The organism is Labrenzia sp. VG12, assembly GCF_002237595.1.
Classification (GTDB): Bacteria; Pseudomonadota; Alphaproteobacteria; order Rhizobiales; family Stappiaceae; genus Roseibium.
Genome location: NZ_CP022529.1, coordinates 2517460 through 2529737 on the forward strand (window position 1 = coordinate 2517460; position 12278 = coordinate 2529737).

Here is a 12278-nt window from a genome sequence, read left to right on the forward strand (position 1 = left end):
CCATGAGCCGGCGGGTGCTCATCACGGCCGGCGCCTCGGGCATCGGCCGCGCCATTGCCGAGCGGTTTCTGGCAGATGGCGACACGGTCGCCATCTGCGATGCCGATCCGGTTGCGGTCGAAGCCTTTTCCGCAGCTCACACGGGGGCGGTCGCTGCAATTGCCGATGTCACCTCGGAAGAGGACATGAAGGCGTTTCTGGCGGCGCTGGAAGCTGATTGGGGCGGCGTGGACGTGGTCTGCGCCAATGCCGGCACCGGCGGACCTGCGGGGGCCATCGAGACACTGGACTATGACAAGTGGCAGCGCTGCATTGCCACCAATCTGCATGGTGCCTTTCTGACCTGCCGTTGGGCGGCCAGGGTGATGAAGGCGCAAGGCCACGGCCTGATCGTGCTGACCTCCTCGACCGCCGGTCTTTACGGCTATCCGTTCCGCTCTCCATACGCGTCCGCCAAATGGGCCATTGTCGGCCTCACCAAGACACTCGCCATGGAACTGGGGCCTCACGGTATCCGCGTCAACGCGGTCTGCCCCGGCGCGGTTGAAGGCGAGCGTATGGACCGGGTCGTTGCCATGGAAGCCAGGGCACGCGGTGAGACCGAGGACACCATTCGCGACAGCTATGTCAAAGGCGTTTCCCTGAGAACCTGGGTAACGGCAGACGACGTTGCCGGCAGCATTCACTTTCTGGCATCCGATGCCGGCGCCCGCATTTCCGGCCAGATCCTGGCCATAGACGGCCACACGGAGACACTCGCACCATGACCCAAAAAGCATGTATCGTCGGCGGCGGCGTAATCGGTGGCGGCTGGGCCGCCCGCTTTCTTCTGAACGGCTGGGACGTGGCGGTGTTCGATCCGGACCCGGAGGCCGAACGCAAGATCAACGAGGTTCTGGCCAATGCGCGCCGCAGCCTGCCGTCCCTTTACGACAAGCGCCTGCCACAGGAGGGCACCCTCTCCTTCCACACCGATCTGGCGGACGCCGCAAAGGGCGCCGACTGGATCCAGGAAAGCGTGCCGGAACGGCTCGAACTGAAGCACAAGGTCCTTGGCAGCCTGACCGAGCTCGCCTCCGTCACCACCGTCATCGGCTCCTCCACCTCCGGCTTCAAACCCTCCGAACTCTGCGAAAAGGGCGCACGCGCCATCGTCGCCCATCCGTTCAATCCGGTCTATCTGTTGCCACTGATCGAGCTGGTCGGAGATCCAGGCGAAACCGGGCGCGCCGCGGAGATCCTCCGGTCCATCGGCATGTACCCGCTGACCGTGCGCAAGGAAATCGACGCCCATATTGCCGACCGCTTTCTGGAGGCGGTCTGGCGCGAAGCCCTGTGGCTGGTCAAGGACGGCATCGCGACGACGGAAGAGATCGACGAGGCCATCCGCATGGGTTTCGGCCTCAGATGGGCGCAGATGGGGCTCTTCGAGACCTACCGCGTTGCCGGCGGCGAAGCGGGCATGAAGCACTTCATGGCCCAGTTCGGTCCGGCGCTGGAATGGCCCTGGACCAAGCTGATGGACGTGCCGGAATTTACCGACGAGCTGGTGGATCTGATCGCCGGTCAATCGGACGCCCAGTCAGGCCATCTGACCATCCGCGAACTGGAGCGTCTGCGCGACGACAATCTGGTCGGCATGATGCGCGCCCTGAAAAAGAACGGCAGCGGCGCCGGGGCTGTCCTGGTGCGCCATGAGCAGGCCCTCGCCAACCCTGATCCGGTCGAGCTGCCGGTCACCGTGGACCGCCAGATCCCGCAAAGCTGGACCGATTACAACGACCACATGAACGAGGCCCACTACCTGGAAGCCGGCGCGGCGGCCACCGACCGTTTCATGGAGCTGATCGGTGCGGATGCAGCCTATATCGCTTCGGGAAAAAGCTACTTCACCGTTGAAAACCACCTTCGCTATCTGGATGAGCTCAAGGCGGGGGAGCGCCTGATCGTAACCACGCAGGTGCTTCAGGGCGAAGGCAAGAAGATGAAACTGTTCCATTTTCTGAAAAACGGCGATGGCGACGTGGCTGCCACCATGGAGACCATGCTGCTCCATGTCGATCTGACAACGCGGGCGAGCTGCCCGCCGACACCGGATGTCGAGGAAAAGCTGACGGCTTTTGCAAAGGCCCATGCCGCGCTGCCGCTGCCCGATGGCGCCGGGCGTTATGTCGGACAGCGGGGCTGAAAGGAACGCTCCGCCGAAACGTCAATTGAGATCCTTCAGCAGGCGCCCGTGTTTGCGCGTCTGCTGAATGACATCGCCGAAAGTGTCGTAACCCTGTGACGACAGGATCGGCAGCAGGCGGCACAGGGCTTCAGCTGTGGCATAGGCATCGCCCAACGCCGTGTGTCTGAGTTGCTCCGGGATTGTCACACCCAACCTGGCACACAGGGCGTCCAGCGTATGTTCCTCGTTGGTGCCGAACACCACCGCCGAAAGCAGCACCGTGTCGAGGATCGGGTGATCCCAGGCCAGGCCGGAGCGCCGCCCGTGTTTCTGCAGGAAAGCCATGTCGAACGGTGCGTTGTGGGCGACGATCACCGCCTCCCGGGCAAAATCGTGGAAATGCGCGACCGCGACCGCCGGCTCCGGTGCATCGGCGACCATCTCGTCAAAGATGCCGTGAACTTTCGTTGAGGCAGGCGGTATCGGCCGGCCGGGATTGACCAGCTGGTCCAGTGCCTCGCCCTCCACGATCCGGCCATTGACCACACGAACGGCACCGATCTGGACGATTTCGTCCTTGTTCGGCATCAGTCCGGTCGTTTCCGTATCGAAGACGGCGAAGGTCAGGTCCTTCAGCGGCATGTTTTCGATGGCCCGTTCGCTGCCGCGTTCAGACAGATCGAAATCGAAGATCAGCGGCCGGGCCGCCTCCGGCGCCAAACGGGCATCGGCGCCGTCGATCAGGATCATGTAACCCGAAGCTTCGCTGAGTTTCTTGAGACGCAACTGAAACGTCAGCCTGTCACGAGCACCGCGCACACTGACATCAACCTCTTTCCGGCTACCCTCCAGCTGAGCGAAAGCGTCGAGCAGATCGTTTTTTGAAAAATAGTCGAAGATCGACGCACTCAGCCGCGGCACCTGCACCTGGCCGAGAATATCGGCCGCCTGCCCGTCATAGAGCATGATCCTGTGGGCGGGGCTGACCAGAACGATCGCAACGGGGATCTCCGTCAGGAGCAGCGCCAGATGCGCTCGTTCGGCCATCAAGCGTGTTGTGTCCTCGCCCGCAGTCCCGTCTGTTTCGTCCGACATTTCCGAAAGCCGGCCGGTGACAGCCTGCAAGGCAGGAGCAAGATCTCCGAGATAGCGGGCTTCTTCCAGATCAAGCCCCGGCGCGACATCGGCATGCGCGCGCGTCCGCATGGCCGCTGCCAGACGGTTGATCGGTTTGGCAACATTTTCGTCGAAGAGCAGCCAGACCCCCACCAGAATCGCCAAAAGGCCAAAGGCGGACAGGATCCCGGCAAAGAGGAAACCCGAGCCGATGTCCGTTTCGTCGCTACGCCTGTAGCCGGCATATAGCGCGGCCAGAACGACCAGGCAGCTGGCGGCGGCGACGCCTGCGAACATAAGAAAGATGCGAAGCCGCAGATTGACCCCGGTCAGCATCACCCAGTCCCGCAAACCGTGGCAACGATGGGATCTTCTTTCGAAACATGCGTCCAGGTGATCCCGGTCACCTCACCCGCGGCCTCGAAATTGACCCCGTCCACAAGAGCGGCCCGGCGCAGTTCCGTGCAGTCCGCAATCACCGGAAGTTTGTTGACCGGTGACCAGCGCCCGAAGAAATAGGCCTCGACCAGTCGCAATCCGGGTTGCTCGGGATGTGTCTGAAGCGACGCCATGTCGATGGCGACAAATCTTTCGACGAACGGTACGATATAGGTCCAGGGACGGTAGAAGGCCTGGCTCTCGACGGTTTGAGCCACGACCACCTCTGCCGGCAGCGACTGCCGCGTCCGGTCATACCAGCCATATTCATTGGCAATCGTCGTTACGATCATGGCCGCCCCGGCGGCAACGGGCGCAAACCACCTTGGCAAGCGCCCGCCCAGAAGCCGGTTGAGCAGCATCACCAGCCCGGCCCCTGCCAGTCCGGCAACCAGCGTTGCGATCAGTTCCACAAACATCGTTTCCTCCCGGCGGTTTCGGCCCGCGCTCCGGGCGCTGTCCTGTCCGCCTAGCTCAGCATGCCGCGTCCATGGCCGACGGCCGACTGCATTGTCTTGACCACAACAAACGCGTCCCGCAAATGACTCCGCTCAAAATCGGAAAGCGTCGACGGTTGCAGGAAATTGTCTGGTGCCGCCCCCTGCTTGACCAGGTTGGCCTGGTGCAGCAGCCGTGTTTCGGCAATCAGATCATAGGCATCCAGAAGATCGCCCGCACCGGATTGGCTCAGCTGCCCCGTCTCGCGCGCTTCCTCCAGGCGGGCCCGCGTGTTGACCACACCGATCTGTCCGCGCAAAGCGTAGATCCTGGCAAGATCGACCACCGGCACAACGCCATTATGTTTCAGGTCCAGCGTATTCTTGTTTTCGCCCGAGCGGATCGTTGCAAGACCCCTCAAGAGATTGAGCGGCGGCGTGTGTTTCAGCGAATTGCTGATCATGTGGGCCACGAAGATCGAATTCTCGCTGGCCGCTTTCAGCGTTTGATCCTGCAGGTTTTCAAAAAGGCTTTTGTCGCCTCCAATGGGCCTGAGATCGAACATCACCGAACTGAGCATCTGCGCTTCCGGGTTCGGCTTTGCGATCCAGCCCTCGAAGTAACTTTTCCAGACCCGCATCGGCTGGCACCAGCGCGGGTTCGTCGCCATCATGTCACCGGGACAATAGACATAGCCGCAGGTGTTCAGCCCGTCCGTGACCAAGCGGGCAAGCTCGGCAAAATAGCCGGTCTGATCGGCTTCCGTCACGCTGTCATCCAGGAACAGACAATTGTCCTGATCGCTCACGCCGGTCTGTTCCTGCCGGCCCTGCGAACCACAGGCGAGCCAGAGATAGGGAACCGGCGGCGGTCCGAGTGTTTCCTCGGCAAGCGCCAGAAGCCGGCGGGTTGCCGTGTCCGCGATATCGGTGATCAAACGAGTCACCACTTCATGGCGGCTGCCACCGGCCACAAGCTGCACCAGCAGCTTCGGAATGCGGGCGGTCACCCTGGCAATCTCCTGCGCGCTGTCGCAGCGGGAGATCTCGCCAACCAGTTCAGCCGAACTGACCGCCTGGAACGTTGTCAGGTCGGTTTTTGTTACGATGCCGGCAAGCCGCCCGGCTTCGACAATCGGCACATGCCCGATCCGCCGCTCCATCATCAGGTGCAGCACGTCGGACCCGATCGCCGAAGGCGGCAACGTCACCGGATCGGCCGTCATGACGGCGCTGACGGGTGTTTCCGGACTGCGCCCTTCCGCCAGCACCTTTCCGGACAGATCCCGGATCGTCACGATGCCGGTCAGGGCTGCATCGGCGCCTGTCACACAAAGTGAGGACACATGATTGTCGCGCATGACGCTGGCGGCAAACTGAACCGTATCGTCCGGCCGGCACGTCAGCGGTGCCGACGACATCAGGGTCGCGGCGCGCGTCATGGCGAGTTCATTGCCCCGCGCCTGGTTTTTCCGGGCCCGGTCGAAGAACCGCGCGACCGCTGACTGCGAACGTATAAGGCCCTGGAAAACATCCGGCGGCAGGACCAGAAGTGTTGTGTCTTCGGTCGTCCGTGCCGAAGTCACCGCAATGCCGTCCAGCATGAGACCGCGCTCACCGAAGGAATTGCGCTGGCTCAGCTGGCTGAGGATTTCGCCATTTTCGTCGCGAACCTCGACACCGCCTTCATGAATCAGAAACAGCCCGCGCAGCATGTCGCCGAGATCGTAGACGACAGTGCCTGCCACAAGCCGCCAGGGCTCGATCTGGCCCGACAGCACCTCCTGATCGGTCTCCGGCAACGCATCGTAGGGATGCACTGTCTTCAGGAACTTCAGGATCTGATCAGCGGTCAGGGTCATGAATTTGGCCTGGCTTATGAAACCGAAAGATCCTGCCCGGTGCGGACCGGGCAGGACAAGTCTGGGAGGTCGGGGGAGGTGTCAGTCTCCTCCCCCGGAGCTTTGTCAGTGCGCCTGGGCAACACCCGCACCGCGCGGCACCCGAACGCTTTCGACCAGGTCCTTGATCTCCTGCGGAGTTTCCTTGGTCATGCCGGTCACGATATAGGCCACCACGAAGTTGACCGCCGCACCGATCGCACCAAAGGAGGTGGACTTGACCGTGCCAAGCAGCGGGTCAGCATCGGTGAAGCTGTTGGTGCCCGGGATGAAGAACCACCCCTTGTGCAGGAAGATGTAGACCAGGGTCACGACCAGGCCTGCAAGCATGCCGGCAACCGCGCCCGTGTTGTTGATGCGGGTCGAGAAGATCCCCATCATCAGCGCCGGGAAGATCGAGGCTGCAGCCAGTCCGAAGGCCAGAGCCACGGTTTGCGCCGCAAAGCCTGGTGGATTGAGCCCCAGATAGGTTGCCACCACGATCGCGACCGCCATGGCAATCCGCGCGGACAGAAGTTCCTTGCGCTCCGAAATGGCCGGGTTGATCGCCCCCTTGATCAGGTCATGACTGACCGCCGAGGAAATCGCCAGCAGCAAGCCGGCCGCCGTTGACAGAGCCGCAGCAAGACCGCCGGCCGCCACCAGACCAATCACCCAGCTGGGCAGGTTGGCGATTTCCGGGTTTGCCAGAACCAGGATGTCCCGGTTGAACTTGGTCAGCTCGTTACCGACCCAGCCCTTTTCCTCGGCAAGCGCCTGCATCTCGGCATTCTTGTCGTTGTAGTACTGGATCTTGCCGTCACCATTCTTGTCTTCCCAGTCGAGAAGACCGGTTTTCTGCCAGGTGTCCATCCAGTCATACTTGGGATCGTCTGCAATCTGCTCCACGGCAACCGCACCGCCATTGATGCCGCCATTCGGCCACATCATCTCGGTGATGTTGAGCCGCGCCATGGCGCCGACGGCCGGGGCCGTGATGTAAAGCAGCGCGATGAAGACCAGCGCCCAGCCGGCGGACCAGCGAGCGTCGGACACTTTCGGCACCGTGAAGAAGCGCATGATCACATGCGGCAGACCAGCCGTACCGATCATCAGCGACAGGGTGAACAGCACCATGTTGAAGGTGTCGGAGTGGTGGGATGTATAGGAGTTGAACCCGAGCTCGGTCACCACCTGGTCCAGCTTGGTCAAAAGCGGCACACCGGAGGCAACGTCGTCGCCGAAGAGGCCGAGACCCGGGATCGGGTTGCCGGTCAGCTGCAGCGAGATGAAGATCGCCGGAATGGTGTAGGCCGTGATCAGAACCACATACTGCGCCACCTGCGTATAGGTCACGCCCTTCATGCCGCCGAACACCGCATAGGCGAAGACGACACAGGCCCCGATCAGCAGACCGGTCGTGTTGTCCACTTCTAGGAAGCGGCCGAAGGCCACGCCAACGCCGGTCATCTGGCCGATGACGTACGTCGTCGAGGCGACGATCAGACACACAACGGCAACGATGCGGGCGGTCTGGCTGTAGAACCGGTCTCCAATGAATTCGGACACGGTGAACTTGCCGAACTTGCGCAGATAAGGCGCAAGCAGCAGCGCCAGCAGCACATAACCGCCGGTCCAGCCCATCAGGAAGGTGGAATTGTCATAACCGGTGAAGGCAATCAGGCCGGCCATGGAAATGAAGGAAGCCGCTGACATCCAGTCGGCGGCGGTTGCCATACCGTTGGTGACCGGGTGAACCCCGCGGCCGGCAGCGTAGAATTCGGACGTGGACCCGGCCCGGGCCCAGATCGCGATGCCGATATAGAGAGCGAAGGAGCCCCCCACAAACAGCAGGTTAATCGTAAACTGATCCATCGTTTCAGGCCCCCTCAGTCCTCGTCCACGCCATGTTCCCGGTCAACCCGGTTCATCCAGAAGGCGTAGAAGAAAATGATCGCCAGGAAGACCAGGATGGAGCCCTGCTGCGCGAACCAGAACCCCAGGTCCGTGCCACCGACAGCGATGCCGCTCAACATCGGGCGCAGCAGGATGCCGAACCCGAACGAGACCAGCGCCCAGATGACGAGGCTGATCGAAATGATGCGCATATTGGCCGACCAATATGCATTGTTGGATGGTTTTTCGGACATGCAGTCTCCTCCGCCCTAACCCGTTACCTCCAGTCAGGCGTGACTCTGCTCACGACCTGATTGCTGCAACGCAGTGTAGTACCAGCGTCACCGCTGCATTCAAGACTACTTAGGTAGGCACTACTTCCGTATAGCAATACTTAGGTCTATAAACACTTCGAACAATTGGTAGGTATTTACCCTGATACAATAAATCAAAAATAAAAGAATGAATTTCGCAACGAAAAACAAAGTAAAAAACTTGAGCTACAAAGCCAAGCCCAAATTTCGTACCGAAACTTAGAGGCAGCTTGCCATTATGACGCAAGTTTCGATGCAATTAACTGAAAACAACACTGCAATCAAAGCCTGTAAAATCAGAAAATCCAACCAGTTGCACGGCAAGACCGCTGGAAGGCAGATGCAAAAACGCAGCCGTCGAGACGACGACTGCGCACCTGAACACCGGGCTTCGCAGCTGCCCGGTCAGCTGGATAGCCTTCGTGGTCAACCGACGATCAGCTGTTTCAGCTGAAGCGCTTCGTATTCGAGTTCGGTCAGCCGATAGTTGACCACGTCACCAATCGTGATGATGCCCACCAGCACTCCATCGTCGACGACCGGCATATGCCGGAAACGGCCGGCGGTCATTTTGCGCAACACGGAAATCAGGGCATCGTCCGGCTGGCAGACCTCGACGGTCTTGGTCATGATGTCCTCGACCTGTTGCGGCAAGGTCTGGCCTGGCGTCTCCGCCAGCCTGCGCACGATGTCGCGCTCCGACAGGATGCCCTGCAACTTGCCCTCCGAATCCTTCACCACAACCGCGCCGATCTTCTTGTCGCGAAGCATCACCACGGCCTCGTGCAGCGTGTTCTGCGGCCGCAGGGAAAAGACGTCGGATCCCTTCTTTTCAAGAATTTTCCGAACGGTCGCCGTCTCGTGGGTGAGATTCGACTCTGTTGTCTGGCTATGCGTCGTAGCCTGCATCTTGTCTTTCCGGCTGGGGGCCTGATAAGAGCTTGGCATGTAAATGGCTCCTTGCTGACTGTTCGCCACTGGCGGGCAAGGACCAGCTTAACCGAAACATGTCGGCCTAAGGAACTCTCCAAATTGGCAGATTTTTTTCTGACGCCCCTGACCGCGACGATCTTCTTCGTGCTCGCCTGTCTGGCGGGCTATCAGTATCGCCGCGTCTGGGTGAAAGAGGGACCGCGCTGGAAGCTCTGGCTGTTTGGCGTGATTGCAGCACTCTGCCTGGGCATCGTGGCGTTCATACCGGTGTCCGCGACCTGATTTCAGGCTTCTTTGGCTTCCATTTCAGCAAGCATTTTGCGGGCTCGGGGACACTGGAGCCGGTCGCGCAGCGGGCTGTTCGGATCGATCTCCTTGCTGCAGACCACACAGTGATCCGCATCGGAAATCGCGTTCAGACCGCCGCAGCTGCCCTTGATCGTCCTGCCTGAAAACATCACGCCAACTGCCATCCCGACGATGACGGTCAACAAGAGGGCAAAGGCAAGGACAAAGGTCGCCACGTCAGTTTGCTCCCGTGATCAGGCCTGCAGCTCCTGGAAGCGGCGGCTGGAAATCGAGGCAAACGTCTTGTCGCCCGCTTCTTCGCTGCGATCAATGAACAAAACCGCGAGGTCCTGCTGATCGGCGATCTCAAGACCGCGTTCCGTGCCGAGAACGAGCAGCGCCGTTGCCCAGGCATCGGCCAGCATCGTGTTTTCTGCAAGCACGGTGACAGACGCGGTCTTGTGCGTGATCGGCTGGCCGGTCCTGGCGTCGATAATGTGCGAGAAACGCTTGCCGTCCCTCTCGAAATAGTTCCGGTAGTCGCCGGACGTCGCCATGCCGAGATTGCTCACGCTTGCGACCTGGTAAGCCTGACGGGTATGTGCATCCGGCGTTTCGATGCCGATCTGCCAGTTCATGCCGTCGGCATTGCGGCCGGACACATAGATGTCGCCACCGATTTCCACCATGAAATCGGACAGGCCGAACTCCCTGGCCACCTTGGCCATCTGGTCGACACCGAAACCTTTGCCGATGGAGGGCAAGTAGATTTCCGCGTCTGGATGGCTCTTGCGGATCTGGGAACCGCTGACCTGAAGACCATGGGTCTGACCGGCGACGTCCCGCGCTGCTGCAAGCACAGCCGCATCAGGGGTGGCACCATGCGCGCTGCCCTTCGCGCCGAAGCCCCAGGCCTCGATCACCGGGCCGAGCGTGATGTCGAACTGACCGTCACTGGCCGCATTGACGTCCCGGGCTGCACTGACCACGCGGGCCAGGCTTTCCGAAACGGTCATCGGATCGGTTGATTTGAACGCGTTGAACCGCGACACTTCGGACGTTGCGTCCCAGTTCGACATTTGCGCGTTGACGTCGGCAAGGCTCTTTTCGAGCGCCGTTTTCAAGGCCGCCTTGTCGACAGAGCGGTCATGGTCAAGGCCGGTAACGGAATAGCTGGTCCCCATTGTGGAGCCGGAAAGCTCGACAAGTTCCGAACCGCCCTTACAGGCGGCAAGGGTCGTCAGCGACATCAGAATGAAGCTGCGCCGGGAGAAAACGATGTTAGTAGCCACGGTACCGTCTCCGATAGATCCTGAGCGACATGGGTCGCGTCCATGGCGCTTTTCATTTGTTTCGAGAGGCAATTCAACAAAAAAATTTCCCTAACCGGCATAATAGTGCTTTTTACGGGAGCAAAAACGTAGCATATGGCGGGCTGTCGAATTCTGGAGGCCAGATGCGTGCAAAGCTTTAAGCTCAAAAAGGGTCTTGATCTGCCTGTGCTGGGGGCACCTGTTCAAGAGATCAGTGGCGAATATGAGCCCGGAACCGCAGCAGTTCTGGCGGAGGACTATGTCGGTCTGAAGCCGAGACTGGTGGTACAGGAAGGTGATGTGGTCGGTGTCGGCGCTCCGGTGTTTTTCCACAAGGACACACCGGACGTCATGGTCACGTCCCCTGTCTCGGGCCGTGTGAAGGCCGTCAATCGCGGCGCCCGGCGCGTCCTGATCAGCGTCGAGATCGAAGTGGACTCCGACGCAGCCGAGCCCGTGGATTTCTCCGGCGTCGGCGACGCGACGACCCCTGAAGGTCTGACCGAACGCCTGTGCGCCTCCGGCCTGTGGACCTCGTTCCGGACCCGTCCCTATTCCAAGGTTCCCGATCCATCCACGAAACCGGCAGCAATCTTTGTCACGGCAACGGACACCGAGCCGCTGACGGCCGACCCGGCCGTGATCATCGCAGATGCCGGTGCCGCCTTTGAAAAGGGGCTTGAAGCCGTTGCATCGCTGAGCGCGGGCAAGACCTATCTCTGTGTCGCCTCCGGCGCCTCCATTCCCGGACGCGACGTTGCAGGCGTCGAAACAGCCGAGTTTTCCGGACCGCATCCGGCCGGCCTTGCCGGCACGCACATCCATTTTCTGGACGTACCAACCTCCGAAAAGACTGTCTGGACCATTGGCTACCAGGATGTCATTGCCATCGGCCGCCTGCTTGAGACCGGTCGTTTCGACCCGAGCCGGATCATCGCCCTGTGCGGACCGATGTGCCAAAATCCGCGCCTCGTCAGAACCATCCTCGGCACGTCCATGGAAGAGATTTCCGAAGGACAATTGTCAAGTGACGCGCCGGTTCGCCTGATTTCCGGCTCGATCCTGAGCGGCCGACTGGGCGAAGGCCCGAGCGCCTATCTCGGACGGTATGCCCGTCAGATCACCCTGATCGAGGAAGATCACAAGCAGATCCCGCTGGGCTGGATCCGGCCGATGCCGTCCAAGTTCGCGTTCCAGCCGGTGCTTGGTTCCGCGTTCTCCAAGAAGCTTTATGCGCTGACGTCGAACCTCAATGGCGGCCGGCGCGCCATGGTCCCGCTCGGGACCTTCGAAGAGCTGATGCCCCAGGATTATCTGCCGACGCAGCTCCTGCGCGCGCTTCTGGTGATGGACACCGACCAGGCCCAGGCCCTCGGTGCCCTGGAACTGGACGAAGAGGATCTGGGACTGGTCGGATTTGCCTGTCCTGCAAAGTATGAATACGGCATTGCGCTGCGCGACTGCCTCACCAAAATTGAGAAGGAGGGCTGATC

12 protein-coding genes are annotated in these 12278 nt (G+C 60.8%); 4 read left to right on the top strand and 8 right to left on the bottom strand.

The window, feature by feature from the left end; all coding sequences use genetic code 11:
- Positions 1–2 precede the first annotated feature (2 nt).
- Complete coding sequence (locus tag CHH27_RS11750; RefSeq protein WP_094071753.1) at positions 3–767, top strand: SDR family oxidoreductase; 765 nt, start codon at positions 3–5, stop codon at positions 765–767.
- A complete protein-coding gene (locus CHH27_RS11755; RefSeq protein ID WP_094071754.1) occupies positions 764–2188 on the top strand; it encodes a carnitine 3-dehydrogenase in 1425 nt (474 codons plus the stop codon). The genes CHH27_RS11750 and CHH27_RS11755 overlap by 4 nt, the downstream gene beginning before the upstream one ends.
- A 21-nt stretch (positions 2189–2209) precedes the next feature.
- Here CHH27_RS11755 and CHH27_RS11760 read toward each other — a convergent pair whose 3' ends face one another.
- From CHH27_RS11760 to CHH27_RS11785, 6 genes are all read right to left on the bottom strand, one after another.
- A complete protein-coding gene (locus CHH27_RS11760) occupies positions 2210–3622 on the bottom strand; it encodes an exonuclease domain-containing protein (protein WP_094071755.1) in 1413 nt (470 codons plus the stop codon).
- Positions 3622–4143, bottom strand: a complete 522-nt coding sequence (locus tag CHH27_RS11765; RefSeq protein ID WP_094071756.1) for a hypothetical protein — start codon at positions 4141–4143, stop codon at positions 3622–3624. Before CHH27_RS11765 ends, CHH27_RS11760 begins: the two co-directional genes overlap by 1 nt.
- A 50-nt stretch (positions 4144–4193) precedes the next feature.
- Positions 4194–6023 carry a DUF294 nucleotidyltransferase-like domain-containing protein gene (locus CHH27_RS11770; protein WP_094071757.1) on the bottom strand — a complete coding sequence of 610 codons (1830 nt, stop codon included), beginning with the start codon at positions 6021–6023 and terminating at the stop codon, positions 4194–4196.
- Positions 6024–6128: 105 nt separating this feature from the next.
- Positions 6129–7916 carry a sodium:solute symporter family protein gene (locus CHH27_RS11775; RefSeq protein WP_094071758.1) on the bottom strand — a complete coding sequence of 596 codons (1788 nt, stop codon included), beginning with the start codon at positions 7914–7916 and terminating at the stop codon, positions 6129–6131.
- Between the two features lie 14 nt (positions 7917–7930).
- Positions 7931–8191, bottom strand: coding sequence for a DUF4212 domain-containing protein (locus CHH27_RS11780; RefSeq protein WP_094071759.1), 261 nt, complete (start codon positions 8189–8191; stop codon positions 7931–7933).
- Positions 8192–8677: 486 nt separating this feature from the next.
- Positions 8678–9199, bottom strand: a complete 522-nt coding sequence (locus CHH27_RS11785) for a CBS domain-containing protein (RefSeq protein ID WP_094071760.1) — start codon at positions 9197–9199, stop codon at positions 8678–8680.
- Between the two features lie 84 nt (positions 9200–9283).
- Here CHH27_RS11785 and CHH27_RS11790 point away from each other — a divergent pair, with 84 nt between their 5' ends.
- Positions 9284–9466, top strand: coding sequence for a hypothetical protein (locus tag CHH27_RS11790; protein WP_094071761.1), 183 nt, complete (start codon positions 9284–9286; stop codon positions 9464–9466).
- A 2-nt stretch (positions 9467–9468) separates the two neighbouring features.
- On the opposite strand, the gene nqrM is transcribed toward CHH27_RS11790, so the two are convergent.
- Both nqrM and CHH27_RS11800 read right to left on the bottom strand, forming a co-directional pair.
- Complete coding sequence (gene nqrM / locus CHH27_RS11795; protein WP_094071762.1) at positions 9469–9708, bottom strand: (Na+)-NQR maturation NqrM; 240 nt, start codon at positions 9706–9708, stop codon at positions 9469–9471.
- 18 nt (positions 9709–9726) lie between these two features.
- Complete coding sequence (locus CHH27_RS11800) at positions 9727–10764, bottom strand: FAD:protein FMN transferase (protein WP_094071763.1); 1038 nt, start codon at positions 10762–10764, stop codon at positions 9727–9729.
- A 168-nt stretch (positions 10765–10932) separates the two neighbouring features.
- On the opposite strand from CHH27_RS11800, the gene CHH27_RS11805 reads away from it, so the two are divergent.
- Positions 10933–12276: a Na(+)-translocating NADH-quinone reductase subunit A gene (locus CHH27_RS11805; RefSeq protein WP_094074692.1), complete on the top strand. Its 1344-nt coding sequence runs from the start codon at positions 10933–10935 to the stop codon at positions 12274–12276.
- The last annotated feature ends 2 nt before the right edge of the window (positions 12277–12278 follow it).